Origin of the sequence: Pseudomonas sp. Pse79 (assembly GCF_024519615.1) — a bacterium.
Lineage (GTDB): Bacteria > Pseudomonadota > Gammaproteobacteria > Pseudomonadales > Pseudomonadaceae > Aquipseudomonas > Aquipseudomonas veronii.
Genome location: NZ_JALJRR010000011.1, coordinates 69,264 through 87,155 on the forward strand (window position 1 = coordinate 69,264; position 17,892 = coordinate 87,155).

General features: G+C 63.6%; 20 protein-coding genes. All 20 read right to left on the reverse strand.

Going from position 1 to position 17,892, the window contains the following annotated elements; all coding sequences use genetic code 11:
* Positions 1-81: 81 nt before the first annotated feature.
* On the reverse strand, positions 82-1,149 hold the full coding sequence (gene hypE, locus NR164_RS15705; RefSeq protein WP_108524028.1) for a hydrogenase expression/formation protein HypE: 1,068 nt from the start codon (positions 1,147-1,149) through the stop codon (positions 82-84).
* On the reverse strand, positions 1,146-2,282 hold the full coding sequence (gene hypD, locus NR164_RS15710) for a hydrogenase formation protein HypD (RefSeq protein ID WP_256822939.1): 1,137 nt from the start codon (positions 2,280-2,282) through the stop codon (positions 1,146-1,148). Before hypD ends, hypE begins: the two co-directional genes overlap by 4 nt.
* The gene (locus NR164_RS15715; RefSeq protein ID WP_046383288.1) at positions 2,279-2,512 is read right to left on the reverse strand and encodes a HypC/HybG/HupF family hydrogenase formation chaperone; all 234 of its coding nucleotides are present in this window, start codon (positions 2,510-2,512) and stop codon (positions 2,279-2,281) included. Before NR164_RS15715 ends, hypD begins: the two co-directional genes overlap by 4 nt.
* Positions 2,503-3,666: a carbamoyltransferase HypF gene (locus NR164_RS15720; protein ID WP_256822940.1), complete on the reverse strand. Its 1,164-nt coding sequence runs from the start codon at positions 3,664-3,666 to the stop codon at positions 2,503-2,505. The genes NR164_RS15715 and NR164_RS15720 overlap by 10 nt, the downstream gene beginning before the upstream one ends.
* A complete protein-coding gene (gene hypB, locus NR164_RS15725; protein ID WP_372340290.1) occupies positions 3,659-4,672 on the reverse strand; it encodes a hydrogenase nickel incorporation protein HypB in 1,014 nt (337 codons plus the stop codon). Before hypB ends, NR164_RS15720 begins: the two co-directional genes overlap by 8 nt.
* Positions 4,673-4,695: 23 nt before the next feature.
* A complete protein-coding gene (locus tag NR164_RS15730) occupies positions 4,696-5,043 on the reverse strand; it encodes a hydrogenase maturation nickel metallochaperone HypA (RefSeq protein WP_017845600.1) in 348 nt (115 codons plus the stop codon).
* A complete protein-coding gene (locus tag NR164_RS15735; RefSeq protein ID WP_256822941.1) occupies positions 5,036-6,118 on the reverse strand; it encodes a HoxV in 1,083 nt (360 codons plus the stop codon). The genes NR164_RS15730 and NR164_RS15735 overlap by 8 nt, the downstream gene beginning before the upstream one ends.
* Complete coding sequence (gene hybE / locus NR164_RS15740; RefSeq protein WP_256822942.1) at positions 6,115-6,618, reverse strand: [NiFe]-hydrogenase assembly chaperone HybE; 504 nt, start codon at positions 6,616-6,618, stop codon at positions 6,115-6,117. The genes NR164_RS15735 and hybE overlap by 4 nt, the downstream gene beginning before the upstream one ends.
* Positions 6,605-6,835, reverse strand: a complete 231-nt coding sequence (locus NR164_RS15745) for a rubredoxin (RefSeq protein WP_017845597.1) — start codon at positions 6,833-6,835, stop codon at positions 6,605-6,607. Before NR164_RS15745 ends, hybE begins: the two co-directional genes overlap by 14 nt.
* A 7-nt stretch (positions 6,836-6,842) precedes the next feature.
* Positions 6,843-7,736 (reverse strand): hydrogenase expression/formation protein, encoded by an 894-nt coding sequence (locus NR164_RS15750; protein ID WP_052743351.1) that lies wholly within the window; start codon positions 7,734-7,736, stop codon positions 6,843-6,845.
* Positions 7,733-8,215, reverse strand: a complete 483-nt coding sequence (locus NR164_RS15755) for a hydrogenase (RefSeq protein WP_017845595.1) — start codon at positions 8,213-8,215, stop codon at positions 7,733-7,735. The genes NR164_RS15750 and NR164_RS15755 overlap by 4 nt, the downstream gene beginning before the upstream one ends.
* Positions 8,212-8,586 (reverse strand): HypC/HybG/HupF family hydrogenase formation chaperone, encoded by a 375-nt coding sequence (locus tag NR164_RS15760; RefSeq protein WP_017845594.1) that lies wholly within the window; start codon positions 8,584-8,586, stop codon positions 8,212-8,214. Before NR164_RS15760 ends, NR164_RS15755 begins: the two co-directional genes overlap by 4 nt.
* Position 8,587: 1 nt before the next feature.
* A complete protein-coding gene (locus NR164_RS15765) occupies positions 8,588-9,223 on the reverse strand; it encodes a HyaD/HybD family hydrogenase maturation endopeptidase (RefSeq protein ID WP_026139853.1) in 636 nt (211 codons plus the stop codon).
* Positions 9,224-9,243: 20 nt separating this feature from the next.
* Positions 9,244-9,927: a Ni/Fe-hydrogenase, b-type cytochrome subunit gene (gene cybH, locus NR164_RS15770; protein ID WP_046383281.1), complete on the reverse strand. Its 684-nt coding sequence runs from the start codon at positions 9,925-9,927 to the stop codon at positions 9,244-9,246.
* A 61-nt stretch (positions 9,928-9,988) separates the two neighbouring features.
* Positions 9,989-11,845 carry a nickel-dependent hydrogenase large subunit gene (locus NR164_RS15775; protein WP_017845591.1) on the reverse strand — a complete coding sequence of 619 codons (1,857 nt, stop codon included), beginning with the start codon at positions 11,843-11,845 and terminating at the stop codon, positions 9,989-9,991.
* Positions 11,846-11,851: 6 nt separating this feature from the next.
* Positions 11,852-12,952: a hydrogenase small subunit gene (locus tag NR164_RS15780; protein ID WP_017845590.1), complete on the reverse strand. Its 1,101-nt coding sequence runs from the start codon at positions 12,950-12,952 to the stop codon at positions 11,852-11,854.
* A 435-nt stretch (positions 12,953-13,387) separates the two neighbouring features.
* Positions 13,388-14,443, reverse strand: coding sequence for a HoxN/HupN/NixA family nickel/cobalt transporter (locus NR164_RS15785; protein WP_256822943.1), 1,056 nt, complete (start codon positions 14,441-14,443; stop codon positions 13,388-13,390).
* A 190-nt stretch (positions 14,444-14,633) separates the two neighbouring features.
* Complete coding sequence (locus NR164_RS15790) at positions 14,634-15,959, reverse strand: ATP-binding protein (protein WP_177032664.1); 1,326 nt, start codon at positions 15,957-15,959, stop codon at positions 14,634-14,636.
* Between the two features lie 5 nt (positions 15,960-15,964).
* Positions 15,965-16,420 carry a nickel-responsive transcriptional regulator NikR gene (nikR, locus tag NR164_RS15795; protein ID WP_046383278.1) on the reverse strand — a complete coding sequence of 152 codons (456 nt, stop codon included), beginning with the start codon at positions 16,418-16,420 and terminating at the stop codon, positions 15,965-15,967.
* Positions 16,421-16,432: 12 nt separating this feature from the next.
* On the reverse strand, positions 16,433-17,890 hold the full coding sequence (locus tag NR164_RS15800; RefSeq protein WP_256822944.1) for a nickel-dependent hydrogenase large subunit: 1,458 nt from the start codon (positions 17,888-17,890) through the stop codon (positions 16,433-16,435).
* Positions 17,891-17,892: the final 2 nt, after the last annotated feature.

Sequence of the window (17,892 nt, forward strand, 5' to 3'; positions counted from 1 at the left end):
TGCCGACTTGGCAGGGTTGTGGAACGCATGGCGGCAACTGGAGGATGCCGCCGTTGGTTGCTGATTCAAGGCTTCAGGGCCTCAGCAGATTCTCGGCAGTTGTTCGCCCGACAACCAGTCCACCACCCTGCGCCCGCCGAATCGAGTCTGCATCTGCACGAAACCGTGGGCGTCTTCAAGGACCGTGCCGATACGCACCGCATGTTCGCCCAACGGGTTGAGGCGCATACAGTCGAGCAGCGGCTGGGCGTCTTCTTCGGCGCAGATTGCGATCAGCTTACCCTCGTTGGCGATGTACAGCGGGTCCAGGCCCAACAGTTCGCAAGCGGCCTCAACCTGCGGCTGCACGGGAATCGCCGCTTCGTCCAACAGCATGCCGACTCCGGACTGACCGGCAATTTCGTTCAGCGTGGTCGCCAAACCGCCTCGGGTCGGGTCGCGCAGTACGCGCAGGCCGGGAGCGACCGCGAGCATCTGCGCCACCAAGCCATGCAGCGCCGCACTGTCAGACAGGATTTCGGTCTCGAACGTCAGCCCTTCTCGCTTGGACATGATCGCCACACCGTGTTCGCCGATGCTGCCGGACACCAAAATCGCATCACCGGGGCGTGCGCGATGCCCGCCCGTGTCGACCCCGTTGGGGATAATGCCGATGCCGGTGGTGCTGATGAACACGCCGTCGCCACTGCCGCGTTCCACGACTTTGGTGTCGCCGGTGATGATCGGCACCCCGGCATCGCGGGAGGCGCGGCCCATCGACTCAACGATGCGCTTGAGGTCAGCGAGGGCAAAGCCTTCCTCGATGATGAAGCTGGCTGAGAGATAAAGCGGCCGCGCGCCGCCCATGGCGACGTCGTTGAGGGTGCCATGCACAGACAAGCTGCCAATGTCGCCACCGGGGAAAAACAGCGGCGACACCACGTGTGCGTCGGTGGCCATGACCATGCGTTCGCCGGGTTTGAGTTCCGGGCTGAAGGCGGCGCCATCGTTGCCCTGGCGCAACCACGGGTTGTCGAAGGCGGCGACGAATAGCTCTTCGATCAACTGCGCCGAAGCGCGCCCGCCAGCACCGTGGCCCATATCGACCACGCCGTCGCGAAAATTGAGGGGGCGTACATAACCGCGTTTTACGGGGGAACGGCCGGTCATACTGCAACAACCTCGATGTCTTTATAGCGCCCGTAGGCGTAATGAGCGGCGCAGGCGCCTTCGTTGGAGACCATGCACGAGCCCATGGGGTTTTCCGGGGTGCATACGCTGCCGAACAGGCGGCAGTCGGTGGGCTTTTTCTGGCCGCGCAGGATCGGCCCGCATTCGCAGGCTTTGTTATCGGCCACGGCGCGGTAATGCAGGTCGAAGCGTTTTTCTGCATCGAAGGCGGCGAACTCTGCACGAATGCGCAAGGCGCTGAACGGCACCTCGCCAAGCCCGCGCCATTCGAAGCTCTCACGCAGTTCGAAGATCTCGTCCATCAAGGTCTGGGCGGCGCTGTTGCCGTTGCGGCCGACGGCGCGGACGAATTCGTTTTCGACCTCGGCGCGCCCGTCGTTGACCTGGCGCACCAGCATCAAAATCGCCTGTATCACGTCCAGCGGTTCGAAACCGGCAATCACCACCGGCTTGCGGTATCGGCGGGGGAACTCGGCGTAGGGTTCGGAGCCAATGATGATGCTCACATGCGCCGGGCCGACGAAGCCGTCCAGTTCCACCGCCGCCGGATCTTGCCCGGGGGCGGCAAGGATATGCTCGATGGCCGCCGGGGTCAGGACATGGCAGCACAGCACGCTGAAGTTTTTCAGGCCGCGAGCGGCGGCGTCGCGGATCACCAGGGCGGTCGGCGGCGTGGTGGTTTCGAAGCCAATGGCCAGGAACACCACTTCACGCTCGGGGTTGGCCTCGGCGATTTTCAGCGCATCGCTGGGCGAGTAGATCATGCGGATATCCGCGCCTTGTGCCTTGGCGCGCAGCAGCGAGAGGCCACCGGACGCCGGCACGCGCAGGGTGTCGCCATAGCTGCAGAGGATCGCTCCGTCCTCCAGCGCCAGCTTCACCGCCAGGTCGATACGCCCAATCGGCAAGACACACACCGGGCAGCCGGGGCCGTGGATCATGCGGACATTGGCGGGCAGCAAATCGCTCACGCCGTAACGCGATATCGCATGGGTGTGGCCGCCACAGAATTCCATGAAGCGGTATTGGCGTTCCGGCCGGACTTCGTCGCGGATGCGCTCGGCAATGCGTTGTGCCAGTTCGCCGTCGCGGTATTCATCGATGTACTTCATAGGGCTTCCGGTTGCAGGCGGTCCAGTTCTTCGAACATGGCCAGGGTCCGCTGGGCTTCTTCGGGGTCGATCAGGCCGAGGGCGTAACCGACGTGGACGATCACGTAGTCGTCGACCTGGGCTTGCGGCACCAGCGCCAGGGAGATTTCCTTGCGGATACCGCCCAAGTCGACGAGTGCGTTATCGCCGTCGCGCAATTCGATCACGCGTGCGGGAATGGCTAGGCACATGCTTGGGATTCCTTCAATGGCAAAGCGGGTTGGCGCTGCGGGTCGCGCCAGTGCGCGGCAACCCAGGCTTGACCCAGGGCCAGCCCGGCATCGCCGCACGACACAGCCTGCGCGCTGAAAACCGGCAAGCCCCTGGCGCTCAATCGTTGCGTGAGCCGGGCACTGAGCAGGCGATTGGCGAAGCAACCGCCCCCAAGCAGCACCGGCAGCGTGGTGGATTGGTGCTCGATCCAGTCGGCGAGAGCCGCGGCCAGGGTCAGGTGAAACAGCGCCGCGCCTTCTGCGCTGCGTGCGCTGTCGGCGAGTTCGAACAGACGGGTCAGCAGCGGGAGCAGATCAAGCACGCCGTCAGCGCGGAGATGCCACAGGCCGTCGATGACGGGCTCGGCGTGGGTTGCCAGGTATTCAGCGGCCAGACGCTCCAGGGCAATGGCCGCCTCGGCCTCGAATTGTTGACGCACGCTGATGCCGAGAATCCCCGCAGCAGCATCGAACCAGCGGCCGGCGCCACTGCTCGGCGGGCAGTTGAGATTGCGCGCGAGCATCTGCGCGACGGTGTTCGCGCTTTGTTCGCCGACCAGCGGCCCGAGCCGCCTGAGGATTTCATCGTCGCGCCCCAGCAGGTGCAGCGCCGCGGCGGCCAGGCGCCAGGGTTCGCGGGCGGCCACATCGCCACCGGGCAGCGGCAGCGGCAATAGATAGCCAAGTCGGCGCCAGGCATCGTTGGCCACCCAGAGCAACTCGCCGCCCCAGGCTGCACCATCGCTGCCAAGGCCCACGCCGTCCAGCGCCAGCCCGAGTACCGGGCCGTCGAGGCCATGTTCGGCCATCAGCGCGGCAATGTGCGCGTGGTGATGCTGCACGGCTACGGCGGGCACGTTGAGTTTTTCCGCCAGCGTCACCGCCAGTTGCGAGCTATAGAAATCCGGGTGCAAGTCATGGGCGATGGCTTGCGGCGTGACTTCAGCGCACGCCAACAGAGCGTCCAACGACGCCGCCAGGTCCAGGCAGCTTTGCGGGTCGCCCAAGTCACCGTGGAGTGGCGACCACAGCACCTGATCGCCCTGCAACAGGCAGGCGGTGTTCTTCAGCCACGCGCCACAGGCCAGCACCGGCGGCCAGACCTGCGCGCCAGGCAGTTTTTCGCTACGCATGCGGGGCCTCCACCTGAGCTTTGAGGCGGGCCAGTTCAGCTTCCAGTTCGGCGATGCGCGCGGCGCGTCGGTCAACCTCGGGGGCGCCGGCCAGCAACCAGTCGAGCCAGGCATCCAGCCCGGTGCCGTCGCGGGCGCTGAGCTGGATGATCTGGATCTGCGGGTTGACCTGTCGCGCATAGTCCAGGCAGCGCTGCACGTCGAAATCCAGGTGCGGCAACAGGTCGATCTTGTTGAGGATCATCAGGCGCGCTGCGGCGAACATGTCCGGGTACTTGAGGGGTTTGTCTTCGCCCTCGGTCACCGACAGGATCGCCACTTTGCCCGCCTCGCCCAGATCCCAGAGCGCGGGGCAGACCAGATTGCCGACGTTCTCGATGAACAGCATGCCGGCCGGCTCACCACCGTCGTGGGCATGATGGCTGTGTTGATGCTGTTGAGTCTGTACGTGGGCGTGCGGCTGCTGATCAACGTGGCTATGCATAGGCGACTGATGCGTGTGACCGGCCGCGTGCAGCGCGTCATGCAGTGGCAGGCGGCTGTAGGCTTCGGTGATCATCCGGGCATCGAGGTGGCAGCCTTTGCCGGTGTTGATCTGGATCGCGGGTACGCCGGTTTCGCGGATGCGCTCGGCGTCGTGACGGGTTTGCTGATCGCCCTCGATCACCGCCAGCGGCAAGTCGGCGCGGCGCTGGCGCAGGGCCATGAGGGTGCTGCACAACAGGGTGGTCTTGCCGGAACCGGGGCTGGACACCAGATTGAGGGCCAGTACGCCGTGGGCGGTGAAGTTTTCCCGGTTACGCGCGGCGTGCCGGTCGTTTTCGCCGAGGATGTCTTGCTCCAGGCGGATGGTGCGGGCCTGGCTCATGCCGGGCACTGAAACCCGCGCCTGACCCGCGCCGTAATGCAGGTCGCCGGTAGCGTCGACCTGCACATCGCTATCGGTGGCCGGAGCTTCGGTCTTGTCGTGTGAATGCCCGGTTCCGCAACCGCAGACGACGCACATGGTGTACCTCCAAAATCAAACGATTAATGATCCTCGACCTGCAGGTCGAGGATGCGCAATTCAGTCCCGCCGGTGGGTTGCAGCCAAAAGCCGCCGCATTGCGGGCAGCCGGCGCCGCGCTCGATCAGCGGCACGCTGATGGCGCAATCCAGGCACCAGGCCTGGCCCGGCGGTTGTTCAATGTCGATTTGCGCGCCGGCCAGCAAGGTGCCGGGCGCCAGTGCTTCAAGGGCGAAACGCAGCGCCTCGATTTCAACGCCGGCCAGCGTGCCAGCCTCCAGGCGCAGGCGGCTGACCCGCACGAACGGATCGCGCCTGGCCGCCGCCTCGACGGCGCTGAGAATGCCGCCCGCCAGACTCACTTCATGCATGAATAATGTCCTCGTTCGATGCTGCTTCTAGCTCGAGGGTGAAGCCGATGCACGGGTCGAAAGCCGCGATCAACAGCTCAGCGCGACGTCGCGTGGCCGGATCGCCGGCTGACATCGTCGCCAAACCCTGGGCCAGCGCGCCGTGGGGATGAAGGTTCCATTCGGTCGGCGCGATGACCTGATAGTCGCGGATCAACACACCGGCATTCATTCGCTCCAGACAGACCCGGTGCAACAACAGGCCGCGCGACGTTTCGCTCCAGGCCAACGCCTCGTCGGGCCCCAGCGCCAATGCGCCGAGTGCCAAGCCAGCGGGCTGTGGCAGCGAGAGCCGCGCCAGTTCGGCGAGGCGCGCGCCCAGACGCAGCCAGACGCTGGCGTAGCGTTGGGGGTCGGCCTCACGCGCGCGGGTCCAACTGCCCGTCTCACAGGGTAGCCCGAAGGCCACCGGATGCAACGCAAAATCGCTGGCCTCTCGCAGTTGGGCGGCCACCACCTGCAGCGCTTGGGTGTTGCCGGCCAGCGACAGGGCATGCACCGGCAGTTGCAGGGCGTGGGCATCCTCGCGGCAATCGGCCAGGGCGTGTGCCAGCCAATGATCGCTGCGCTGGCTCCACTCATCGAGCGCGCTGAACGGCTCAGCGTCCCATCGTTCAAGCCATTGCGCCACCGACTCGCCCAACCAGGCGGCCATCGCCTGTTGCGGGGCGTGTTCCCAGGCATGCAGTTGGCTGAGATCGGGGCGCACCGACGGGTTACCCAGCAACCGCGGCCATTCGAGCAGCATACGCCGCACGTGCTCGCGGCGGGTTTCGGCCTCCAGCATGCGCTGGGTGTTGGGGTCGATGGGGGTTTCACCGTGCAGTGCGGTGTTGACGGCCAACGCTGCGGTCAGGCGGTGCGCTTGCCCGCACAGGCTATAGAGCAACGGCAAGTGGTGCGCGGCAGTCTGTGGCGGCTGGCCGCGCAACAAGGTGGCGGCCAGCGCCGGACGCCCGCCGACAATCGCGGGCTGCTGGCCGGGACGCACCCGCAATGAGCCGCCGAGCCGCGCCAAGCTTGCCATGGCGGTCATTGCGCGCCCCCGGACACGCGTCCGAACAGCAAGCCACGGCGGCTGATGGCCGGGCGTTCGGGTGCGCGTTCGGGCGCATCCCGCAACAGCGCCAGCACCTGTTCGGCGGTTTGCCGGGCCGCGTCCTGATCGGCAAATTCAAACATCGGTGAAAACAGCGAACAGCTCTCGTAGCCACCGATGTCTTCGCCGTCTGCGCCAATGAAGGTCAGGCACTGCCCGCCAAATTGATGTTCGCCTGACGCCCCCTGGGCCAGGAGTGTGTCGCGGTTCTCCGGCAGCCAGATCAGGTTCATGAACCAAGGGCTGATCAGAACACCCAGCACCCCGGTTGCCGCGTTTTCCCCGGCGATTTGCGCGCTGAAGCCCACCGCCTCGACCACCAGCTGTTGATTGAGAAACGGCAACCCGCGCATGCGTGTCTCGGCGATGCCCTGGAAGTGCGCGCACAGGGTCTGTGCCTGTTGCGCCGGGCCGTCTTGGCGCTCAGACAGGTTCATCGATCACCATGAACTGCTCGGCATCGCCATCGCAATTCGGGCAACGCCAATGTTCCGGCAACGCGGAGAACGGCGTACCCGGCTCAATCTGCCAGACCGGGTCGCCGTCGCGCGGGTCATACACCCACCAGCAGATTTTGCATTCCAGGCGGGTGGCGTCGCTGATCCGGGCGTTGTCGCCGCCGTAGCTGCCTTCGAAGCCGGTTTTTTCGTTCATCGTGACCTCACTGCCCTTCGAACCACTGGATAACGTCTTCGAAGCGCTCCAGTGAGTCAGCCAGGTCTTCGGGGGCGGCGCAGATCACTTCCGGCAGGTCGGTGATTTCGATGGTGTCGAGGATTTGCGCATCCTGTGAGTTGAAGTACGTGATGCGCCAGCAGTTCTGGATCCGGGTCGCGCTGATCAGGCAATTGCCATAGCCACGGGCCAAGGCGCGCACCGGGCCGGCGGGCAAGTAGGCGTCGAGGAAGGCGATGTCCTGTTCGGACAACGGCAGCAAGGTCAGGTTGATGACATGCACCTGATCGCCGGGTTGCCAGTGTTGGCTGCGGTCTTGTACCTCGGTCAGGATCGCCGGGGCGTTCATGACGCCGAGCGGCAACGCTGACGACAAGTCGAAATCCGCCGGTCGGGCCGCCGCGCGGGCATTGCCGCGCAGTTGCGAAGGCGCCGCGCCCACTTCGACGTGATCGTAGCCCTGGCCGTAGATGCGCCATACGCCGGCGAAAATCGATTCCTGGATACGCAACGACGGCTGCGCGGCAATGATCGCGCTGACCTCGCCTTCGCCCAGCAATTGGTCGAGCAGCTTGCGGTCGCCTGTTTCCAGGCCACTGAGGTCGACGCTTTGCGTGGTCAGGCCGTTATTGCAGTCGCGCAGGCATTGCAGCAACGCTTGCAACGCGTGCCGCGCACCGGGCAGCGCCGCAAGCTCTTCAGGTTCGGGCAGCACCGGAATGCTATGGGTATACATGCCCTGAGGCATGCTGATGTATTCGAGCACGTCCTCATCGTCGGGTTGCGAGCCGGGGCCGATATCCACCACGGGGATATAGTTCAGCGGATCGAACTCCACGGCGTGGCTTTGTGCATCGCGGTGATTGGCATCGTGGTTCATTGGCAACCTCCGGGGGCGCTGACAGGGGCACCGGCAAGCAATGGAATGCGCGCGTTGCTTTGGCTCACGGCAGCTTCCGCCAGGCGCAGGTATTCGTCCCAGTCGAGCATGCCGCTGAAGGTGCTGACGTAACCCGCATCGCGCAGCCACACCAGCGACGGCCAGCGGCGCACGGCAAAGCGCGCGGCGATGGCTTCTTCATCGGCGCGACCGACCACGCCCAGGCGCAGGCTCAATTGGTGGCGGCGCGCGATTTCCACGCGCAGTTCCGGCAACACCACGGCCACGTCCAGGCATTCGGGATGGCGTACCGGGTCACCGCACAGCAGCAACAGGCAGTCGCCCCCTTCGGCAAGCCAGGCATCGAGGTTGTCGGCGTCGATCCAGGTCGCGTCGAATTGCTCCACCAGCCGGCTGATCAAGGCCGGGATGGCGGGTGTCACGGGAATGGGCGCCATGAAAACAGCGGAGTCGCTCATGTGGGGTCCTTGACTGACGGTTGAGGTGGGGTGAGCGCGGCAGGCGCAAGGGGTGGCGACGCGTGGCCCAACAAGGCCGCCAGTTGCTCGGCGTTCATGGCCGAGGGCAGGCTGAAACCCGGCACGCTGTCGGGCTGCGGGGCCGTGCCGAACAGGGCCGCTTCGAGCAGGCGCAGGGTGGAGTCGATTTCGCTGGCGCGTTGGGCGTCGAGGCGTTCACGGGCGGCGTCGAGAAAGATCAACAGCCAGTCGCCGACCGCACACGGGCCGACCAGTGACAGGTCGATACGGCGCTCTTCGCCGTGGCGGTCGCGGCAGCGGGCGAAGCCCAACTCGGCCGCGATCACTTGCATGGGCAATCCGATGCACATATCAGGCGCGCCTGGCGAGGATGCGTTCGTCGCCGATCCGGCAGGCTTGCTGTTCGGACGGGCGTTCGTTTTCGTAGCGTTGCAGCTCGAGGTGCGGCAGGGTCACCGCCTCTTCACCCGCGAGTGGCGAGGCGCGCTTGTGCGGTGCCGCGCCCCAACTTTCGAGCACGCGCAGCGCCTCATCCAGCGCACCTTCCATGGCGGCCCTGACGCTGGGGCGCAGGCTGCCGCCGTAGTCCATCATGTTTTCCGGCTGGCAACCGATCAGCAGCACGCGTGTCGGGTAATGGCCGGTCAGTTGCGCGAGCATCAGCACCTCCTGAAAGCCGGTCTGGTGCAGGCTGAGCTTTTTGATGCCGAGGAATTTGGGGACATCGTCGTCGGCGATGAACTTCAGTTCGCCAGGCGCGAGGTTGTAATCCACGGCGTCGAAAATCAGCAGGTAATCGGCTTGCTGAACATGCTGGATCAAGTACAGGCCTTGCGTGCCGCCATCGATCAGCGCCACGTTGTCGGCGAACTCATAACGCTGTTGCAAGGCTTCGACGCAACGAACGCCGAAGCCTTCATCGGCCCACAGGAGATTGCCGATGCCCAGCACAGTGATCTGCGGCAGTGTCGGTTGGAGAGGACTCATGGCGGTTTCTACCATTCTGGTCATTTTTTAAAGGTCTTGTAGCCGGAAATCATTGCCCCGACCAAGCTCAGGCGCCCGTTGATTTCTTCGCGCACGGCGGCATAGATGTGGAACATGACGAATAGCACAATCACCCACATGCCCAAGTGATGCAGGACATGCACATTGTTGGATTGCCCCAGCAGCGGCAGTACCCAACCGAAGGTGCGTTCCTGCCAGGAGCCCATTTGCGCGCCTTCGCCATACAGCGCGAAGCCGGTCAGGATCATGAACAGCGAGGACAGCAAGAAGATGAAAAACATCGCGAAACGCGACAGCGGGTTGTGGCCGAACATCGGTTTTGGCGTCGGCCCGATGAACAGGTAGTAGCGCACCCAAGCGAGCATGTCGGTCCAGTAGACCTTGCTGGTCAGCGGCACCGAGAACAGTTCGCGGGCGTGATGATTGCCCACCAGCGCCCAATAGGCGCGCCCGATCATGGCGATGGTGAAAATGTACGCCGCGCTGAAATGCGCAAAGCGGATGTAGCCCATCACGAAATGGTCGCTGGCTTCGCCCGGTTGGGTCGCCAGCGGCGAACCGATCAGGTAGCCGGTGATGGCCAGCACCACAATGCAGGCGGCATTGATCCAGTGCCACAGGCGCACGGGGGCCTCGTACACGTATTCCGACGCGTCGAGGGGGCTTTGAGTAGGTTGGGTCATAGCGTCACCTTTGGATGGGCAGGCGCCGTGGCGCCTGCCGAATGCAGCGTTGAACAATCGATCAACTGACCTTGACTGTGCTCAGCTCCGCGCCGTCCTCGCTCATCACGTGGGTGGCGCAGGCCATGCAAGGGTCGAAGGAATGCAGCGTGCGCAGGATTTCCACGGGCTGATCGGGGACGGCCACCGGCGTGTTCATCAGCGCGGCCTCGAAAGCACCGATCTGGCCCTTGGCGTCACGCGGGCTGCCGTTCCAGGTGCTGGGCACGACGCACTGGTAGTTCTCGATCTTGCCGTTCTTGATCCGGATCCAGTGGCCGAGCGCGCCGCGTGGCGCGGCAACGATGCCGACCCCTTTGGCTTCGGCAGGCCAGGTGGACGGGTCCCATTTTTCGACGTTGGCGGTGGCACGGTCGCCGTTGCGGATATTGGTCATCAACTCGTTCCAGTCGTCGACCATCATTTCTGCGCAGTACTCGGCTTCCAGGGCGCGGGTCAGCGTTCGGCCGATCGTGCTGGGCAACAGTTGCTTGGCACTGAGGTTGGTTTCTGCCAGGCCCAGGGCTTTTGGCAAGTCGAGGTTGACGGCTCGCAGCGAACCTTCCAGTTGTTCCTTGACCCGCTGGCAATGCGGGTTGCCTTTGAGGGCATGGGCATAGCCCAGGATGTAACGCGCCAACGGCCCGACTTCCATGGCATGACCGCGCCAGCGCGGCGATTTGACCCACGAATATTTGGCGCTTTCGTCGACTTCTTCGATGTTGGTGCGGGTGCCCTTGGTCTTGGCGCCCAGCTCGTAGTTCGGCTCGGTGATGCCGTCCCACGGGTGCAGGCCCTTGTCGTTGTCCGGGTAGTTGTACCAGGAGTGGGTCACGAACTCTTGCACTTGCTCGGGATCACGCGCGTCGACAGGCAGGATTTCGTCCCAGTTGCCGTTGAGGATCGCCCCGCCCGGCAATTGGTTGGTGCTGTCGTCGTAATTGACCTTGGCGTAGGTGCCGTAATCCATCACGTTGGTCGCCGACAGACCACCGCCGTGCAGCCAGCCTTTTTGCTTGTAGATAGTGCCGATAGCCAGCACGTCCGGCACATACACGTTGCGGCAGAAGGTCAGCGCTTCGTCGATGCGCGCCCGCACGAAGTTCAGGCGTTCCATATTCAACGGCGCACCGGCGGCCAGGTCGCCATCGATATTGATCGCGCAGGGCACGCCGCCGACCAGGTAGTTGGGGTGCGGGTTCTTGCCACCGAAGATGGTATGGATCTTCACCCACTCTTTCTGCAGGTCGAGGGCTTCAAGGTAATGGGTCACGGCCATCAGGTTGGCTTCAGGCGGCAGTTGGTAAGCCGGGTTGCCCCAGTAACCATTCATGAACGGCCCGAGCTGACCGCTTTCGACGAACTTCTTCAGACGGTTTTGCACGTCGCGGAAATAACCCGGCGAAGACAACGGGTGAGCCGGCGAAACGGTCTGCTGCAATTCCGAGGTGCGCTTGGGGTCAGCCTTGAGCGCAGACACCACGTCCACCCAGTCCAGTGCATGCAGGTGGTAGAAATGCACGGCGTGGTCATGGACTTGCAGGGTCTTGGCCATCATCTCGCGAATCAAGTGCGCGTTCGGCGGGATGCGAATGCCCAGCGCGTCTTCTACCGAGCGCACCGAGGCCAGCGCGTGGCAACCGGTGCAGACGCCGCAGATGCGCTCCACGAATGCCCAGGCGTCACGTGGGTCGCGGCCCTTGAGGATGACTTCGAGGCCGCGCCACATGGTGCCGGTGGAAACGGCGTTGCGGATAACGTTGTTGGCATCGAGGTTGACCTCGACGCGCATGTGGCCTTCGATACGGGTCACAGGGTCGACAACGATACGTCGGCCTGTGTTGTTGAGGTCGAAACCCTGAGTCGAATAGGTGCTCATTGGTGCTTATTCCTGTCTTGTCGCTGGGGCGTCGGGCGAGGTAGTGGGCGCTTTGCCGTTGCTGGCGCGTTTGAGGGCGGTGACGGCAGCGTGGGCAGTGATCGCTGCGCCGACGGTGACGCCGGCAACCAGGCCGATTTCGTCCGCGTTCGCTTCAACGCCAAACTGGTTGATGCCGCTCAAGTGCTGATAGAACGAGCCCTTGTCCCAGAACCCCTCCTCCGAACAACCGATGCAGCCGTGGCCGGACTGAATCGGGAAGCTGGTGCCGCCATTCCAACGCACGGTCGAGCAGGCGTTGTAGGTGGTCGGGCCTTTGCAGCCGACTTTGTAAAGGCAGTAGCCCTTGCGCGCCGCGTCGTCGTCCCAGGACTCGACGAACTGACCGGCGTCGAAGTTCGGACGGCGGTAGCACTTGTCGTGAATGCGCTGGCTGTAGAACATTTTCGGCCGGCCCTGACGGTCCAGCTCAGGAATGCGGTCGAAGGTCAGCATGTAGGTGATCACCCCGGTCATGACTTCGGCGATCGGCGGGCAGCCCGGCACTTTGATGATCGGTTTGTCGGTGATGACCTTGTGAATCGGCACCGCCTGGGTCGGGTTCGGCTTGGCGGCCTGTACGCACCCCCAACTGGCGCAGGAGCCCCAGGAAATGATCGCCTTGGCATCGCGTGAAACGCGCTTCAACTGCTCGACGAAGGGCTTGCCGCCGATGATGCAACTCATACCGTCCTGGTTCAGTGGCGGGTTGCCCTCGACGGCCAGGATGTAGTTGCCCTTGTACTTGGTCATGACCTCGTCAAGGATCGCCTCGGCCTGATGCCCGGCGGCGGCCATCAAGGTGTCGTCGTAATCCAGGGAGATCATCGACAGCACCACGTCCTTGGCCAGCGGATGCGCGGAGCGGATGAATGACTCCGAGCAACAGGTGCATTCCAGGCCGTGCAGCCAGAGGACTGGCGTGCGTGGCTTGTTCTCCATGGCCCAGGCGATTTTGGGCATGAATGCCGGGCCCAGCCCCAGCGACGTTGCGGTCAAGGAACAAAATTTGAGAAAGCTGCGGCGCGAGATGCCTTGTCTGCGCATCACCTCGTAAAACGTTTCCATTACTTTATTTCTCCTCCCCGAGAAGGTGCTTCAACGGGGGCTGCACTCGGTGTGTTGGAAATCTGTGCCCGACCAGGTGAGTCAGGCGCCATGCCGTCGGCTACAAAGGCCATCAGTTCTATGGGGTGTTGAGGCTGCAGCCTGGGCATGATTGCGACGGCTGCTGGAAACATGCGGGTAACCCATGACGTTCAGTTATCTGGTAAGTACAAGACCTGTGCCATTTCGCCGCGGTGTAGATAAATTGCTTACTAATTAATTTATCTACATGTTTTTAAAGGACTTTTACTTTTTCACCGAGCGCATTGAGACACCTTGTAACAAACCTCAACTGGAATGTTTGTTTCCACTATTTATGCAGCCTGGAAACCATGTGTCCGGCTTGGCAAGTGGCTGGCGAGAGAACCTCGCCAGGCGCTGAAAGGAAGAGAAGGCTCAGGCCGGCGTCGCGTCCAGGCGGTCGTAGCCTTTGAAGCGGTAGAACAACACGGAAACGGCCCAGGTCAGGATGAATATCCCGACGATCAGGTAGCCGATCATGCCGAAGTTGTCGGTCAGCGCAGTGATGAAATCCCACACACCGCCGTGCAGATCCCAGCGCGCCGCGATCAGCCCGAGCACTTCCACTCCGCCCACCAGCAATGCCACCAACACCGACATGGACGTGATGGTCAGGTTGTAATAGAGCTTGCGTGCCGGGTTGACCAGTGCCCAGTGGTAAGCACCGGTCATCATCACGCTGTCGGCGGTGTCGACCAGCGCCATGCCGGCCGTGAAGAGCGCCGGGAACACCAGAATCGACCAGATCGGCAGGCTCTGCGAGGCTTGCACCGCAGCGATCCCCAGCAGGCCGATTTCCGTGGCGGTATCAAACCCCAGGCCGAACAGCAGGCCCAGCGGATACAGGTGCCAGGGACGGCTGATCAGGCGGAACAGCGGGCGCAACAGTCGGGCGATGGGGCCACCGCCGGTGAGTATCGCGTTCATTTCTTGCTCGCCGATCCGTTCGCCGCGCCGCACGCGGCCAAACGCCTGGTACACCGAGCGCAGGATGAGCAGGTTGATCAACGCCACCAGCAACAGGAAGGCGGCAGACACCGAGGTGCCAATCAGCCCGCCAAGGCCGTGAAAGGCTTCGATTTCGCTTTTGAACGCCGTGGCCGTCAGTGCGATGCCGAGCGAAGCCAGGATCACCACGGTGCTGTGCCCGAGCGAGAAAAACAGGCCGACACTCGCGGTCTGCCGGCCTTCCTGGATCAGCTTGCGGGTGGCGTTGTCGATGGCGGCGATGTGATCGGCATCCACGGCATGGCGCAGGCCGAAGCTGTAGGCCAGAAAGGCGGTGCCGAGCAACAGCGGATAGTCATGGAAGGCCGTGAAAGCCCAGGCCCAGGCCAGCAGGTTGGCAGTGACCAGGCCGGCGAAAATGGCCAGGACGCGATGTTTGAACGTCAAAGGCGCACGAGTCGGTGAAACAGGATGCAAGGGCATGCGAACTCCAGAAAGATGGGTTCAAGTATGAAGAAACGAAAAAACCTCATACAAACCCTGTGCCAGTTTGCGTGCCGAGTACCATTCAGGCGTGGTCGGGCGCTCGCAGAACATGGCGGCTGGACAGTGACTGTCCAGCCGAGCCGATAACTGGACAATGAGCTTCCAGCGCCGCTGCCGGATTATCGGCTCAGGCGGGCCCAGCTTCGGGCAGCGTCACGGTGAACTGCGCACCGCCCTGGGGGTGATTGGCGGCCACCATCCGACCGCCACAGCGTTCGATGATGCCGTAGCTGATCGACAGGCCCAGGCCCGTGCCTTTGCCCACGGACTTGGTGCTGAAGAACGGGTCGAACACCTGGCTCAGGTGTTTCTCTGCGATGCCCGCACCGTTGTCACGTAAACGCAGGGTGACCCAGCCCGGCTCCTGGGTCACCTCGATCCAGACTGTCGGCAAGGCCTGGTTGGCCGCTTGCGCGGCATCGTAGGCGTTCTGCATCAGGTTCATCAGCACTTGCAGCAGTTGCCCGGCATTGCCGCGCACCGGCGGCGTGTCAACGGCCTGCCAATGCACCTGCAGATCGGGCGCGACGCCACGGCAGACCCAGTGGATGGCGCGCTCGATGACGTCATTGAGGTCGACCTCGCCCAGCGCTTCACGATCCACCGCCGAGAAGCGCTTCAGGGCGCTGACGATGTCGGCGGTGCGTTGCGCGCCTTCCATGCTGCCCTCGATCAACGACGGCAAATCGCTCAGCAGCGGATCGATGCGTAGCTGTTGGCGCAAGGCTTGAAGACCGGCGTGCGACTCGCCGCCGTGGACCGCTTGCAGGTACTGCTGCAGGCGTTTGCCATAGCTGTCGAGCACATGCGCGTTGGCCAGCACGAAGCTGATGGGGTTGTTCAGTTCATGGGCGACACCAGCCACCAGGCGCCCCAGCGAGGCCATTTTTTCCGCGTGCAACAGTTGCTGTTGAGTGCGCTTGAGCGCCTCGTGGGCCTCGTGCAGTTGGCGATACGCGTGCTGGAGTTCGCCCAGCGGTCGCCCCACCAGCACGTGCCCGATAAAGCGTCCGTTGCCCGTGCTGCGCACGGTGCAACTGACGTCCACAGGCACCGGCGCGCCGTTGACATCCTTGAAGTTGACCTCCAGCGAGGCGCTGGCGTTGGGATGGCGCAGGCTGGCGAGGGTCTGGCGCAACTGGGTTTCACTGTGGGGGTCAGCCAACAAGACATAGGCCGGGCTGCCGGACAATGACTGTTCATCACGGCCGACCAGCGTGCGCAGCGCGCTGTTGCTCTCCTCGATGCGCCCTTGCGGGTCGCAGGCCAGCAACACGTCGGACATCGACGACAGCAACCCGGCGATGAACTGCTGCGACTGCTCCAGTTCGACGTTCTTCTCTTCCAGGGCGATTTCGTCTTGCACCAGCTTGGAATAGACCTCGTCCATCCTCGCGATGACTTCGATCCAGGCGTCTTCGTCGAGGCTGCCGGGTGGCGGTTTACGGGCCATGGTCGTCAGCTTTTAGGGTGCAGATGCAGGTGACTGTGGGCCTGCTCGTGGCTCGCGCCCTGCTCCACCGGAATCAGGTTCAGCGAGCCATGACGCACGCCGCGTTCGGCGCACACGCGATGGGCAAAATCGCGCACTTCATCGGACGAGCCCTTGAGCATCAGGCTTTCCAGGCAGTTGTCGTGATCCAGATGCACATGCTGGCTGGCAATGGTCAGGTGATGATGCGCGTGCTGCAGGTCCATCACCCGTTCGGTAAGGGTGCGCGAATGGTGATCGTAAACGAAGCTCAGGTTGGCCACGCAATGCGGCGCCTGGCCTTGCTCCAGGCGCGCCTGTTCGATATGCCGCCGCAAAATGTCGCGCATGGCCTCGGAACGGTTGTGGTAACCCTGGTCGCGAATCAGCGCGTCCAGTTCCTCAGCGAGGCCACGGTCCAGGGAAATGGTCAGGCGTTCCATGGGATTTCCTTTTCAATGCACCGTGCAAACCATGCACGGGTCAAAAGAACGAACGATATGTTGCACCGCTACCGGGCTTTTTTCGCCGGGTAACACGGGAGCACCCTGCAAGGCTTGTTCCAATGCCCCGGGCTGGCCCTGGGCATCGCGTGGCGAGAAGTTCCAGGTGGTCGGGGCGATGATCTGGTAGCGGGCGATTTTCCCGTGCTCCACCTCCAGCCAATGCCCCAGTGCGCCACGCGCCGCTTCGGTCAGGCCGACCGCGCGGCCTTTGTCGGGTAATGCTGCGGCGCGGTAATACGGCTCGCCGGGGCGCAGGGCGATCAACCAGCTTTCCATCAGCGGCACCACCTGCGCCAACTCCAGCAAACGCGCGAGCAGGCGGGTATAAACCGTTGCCGAACAGCGTGCCACGGCATCGCGCAGCAGCGCTTGGCCGGCAATCAACTGACGTGCAATGGCGCCGGTTTCCAGCACCGCGCCGGCCAGGCGCGGGGCTTTGTTCCAGGTATACGCGTCGGGTTTTTCCATCAACGGCTGGGTTTGCCCATCGGCCGGGTGGCGCGGGCCGCCAGCGTCGTCGAGCCAGGCATGCGCGCTGTCTTCGCGGATATCGTCCAGGTCCAGCGCTTGTGCACACTGGGTGACGCCATTCCACAGGCCGCGCGGGAACACCATCGAGCCGTCGGCTCGCGGATACGCCCCGTAGGAAAGATACAGCCCCGGCCCCGGCCCCAGATGCTCAAGCCCGGTGTCCAGGGCGATCTGCAGAAATTGGCGGAAATCGCCCTGCCCCAGCGCTTCGGCGTGCCATGCCCAGAGCTCGCTTTCGCTGCTCAATCCATTGATACGCTCCAGCGGCGCGGCGAACAGCTCGCTTTCCAGAAACTGCCGGAACTCGCGAACGCGGGTCAGCAGGCGCAGGCGCTCGGCGGCATCGATGGCGCGGGTCGAGCCACCCGGTTGGATCGAGCCGGTGTGCGGCCACTTGCCGCCCAGTGTGCCGATCAAATCCAGCCAGCGTTTACGCGCAGAAATGGCCAGGCGCTGCTGGCTGCCCTGAAGCGGGGTAAAGCGCGCCACCGCGTCTGGATACCAAGGGCGCTCGGCGTACACCGGGCGCACGAAATCCGGCATGAAAAACAGGTAGAAATGGCTCAAGTGATCGGCGAGGTTTTCGGTGGCGGCCATCAGGTTGATTGCCAGCAGGCCGTTGTCCGGCGGCTGTACGCCGGCCAGCCCGGCCAGGGCGCGGGCGGCGGCGATCGATTGCGACACCGAGCAGATTCCGCAGATGCGTGGCGCGTAGGTCAGCGCATCGAGCGGTGCGTGTTGCAGCAGGATTTGCTCGAAGCCACGGTACATGGTGGCGTTGACCCGTGCCGAACGCACATGACCATCTTCCACGTCCAGTTGTACTTCCAGATCGCCTTCAACCCGATTGAATGGGCCGACCACCAAACGTGACATGC

Coding starts and splice junctions, on each gene's coding strand:
- nikR (WP_046383278.1), bottom strand. CDS start 16,420: ATGGAACGCCTGACCATTTCCCTGGACCGTGGCCTCGCTGAGGAACTG.
- NR164_RS15720 (WP_256822940.1), bottom strand. CDS start 3,666: ATGCGTAGCGAAAAACTGCCTGGCGCGCAGGTCTGGCCGCCGGTGCTG.
- hypE (WP_108524028.1), bottom strand. CDS start 1,149: ATGACCGGCCGTTCCCCCGTAAAACGCGGTTATGTACGCCCCCTCAAT.
- NR164_RS15735 (WP_256822941.1), bottom strand. CDS start 6,118: ATGACCGCCATGGCAAGCTTGGCGCGGCTCGGCGGCTCATTGCGGGTG.
- NR164_RS15780 (WP_017845590.1), bottom strand. CDS start 12,952: ATGGAAACGTTTTACGAGGTGATGCGCAGACAAGGCATCTCGCGCCGC.
- NR164_RS15745 (WP_017845597.1), bottom strand. CDS start 6,835: ATGAACGAAAAAACCGGCTTCGAAGGCAGCTACGGCGGCGACAACGCC.
- NR164_RS15750 (WP_052743351.1), bottom strand. CDS start 7,736: ATGAACCACGATGCCAATCACCGCGATGCACAAAGCCACGCCGTGGAG.
- NR164_RS15715 (WP_046383288.1), bottom strand. CDS start 2,512: ATGTGCCTAGCCATTCCCGCACGCGTGATCGAATTGCGCGACGGCGAT.
- NR164_RS15800 (WP_256822944.1), bottom strand. CDS start 17,890: ATGTCACGTTTGGTGGTCGGCCCATTCAATCGGGTTGAAGGCGATCTG.
- NR164_RS15765 (WP_026139853.1), bottom strand. CDS start 9,223: ATGAGTCCTCTCCAACCGACACTGCCGCAGATCACTGTGCTGGGCATC.
- NR164_RS15785 (WP_256822943.1), bottom strand. CDS start 14,443: ATGCCCTTGCATCCTGTTTCACCGACTCGTGCGCCTTTGACGTTCAAA.
- NR164_RS15760 (WP_017845594.1), bottom strand. CDS start 8,586: ATGTGCATCGGATTGCCCATGCAAGTGATCGCGGCCGAGTTGGGCTTC.
- hybE (WP_256822942.1), bottom strand. CDS start 6,618: ATGAACCTGTCTGAGCGCCAAGACGGCCCGGCGCAACAGGCACAGACC.
- NR164_RS15755 (WP_017845595.1), bottom strand. CDS start 8,215: ATGAGCGACTCCGCTGTTTTCATGGCGCCCATTCCCGTGACACCCGCC.
- cybH (WP_046383281.1), bottom strand. CDS start 9,927: ATGACCCAACCTACTCAAAGCCCCCTCGACGCGTCGGAATACGTGTAC.
- NR164_RS15790 (WP_177032664.1), bottom strand. CDS start 15,959: ATGGCCCGTAAACCGCCACCCGGCAGCCTCGACGAAGACGCCTGGATC.
- hypB (WP_372340290.1), bottom strand. CDS start 4,672: ATGTGCGTCGTCTGCGGTTGCGGAACCGGGCATTCACACGACAAGACC.
- NR164_RS15775 (WP_017845591.1), bottom strand. CDS start 11,845: ATGAGCACCTATTCGACTCAGGGTTTCGACCTCAACAACACAGGCCGA.
- hypD (WP_256822939.1), bottom strand. CDS start 2,282: ATGAAGTACATCGATGAATACCGCGACGGCGAACTGGCACAACGCATT.
- NR164_RS15730 (WP_017845600.1), bottom strand. CDS start 5,043: ATGCATGAAGTGAGTCTGGCGGGCGGCATTCTCAGCGCCGTCGAGGCG.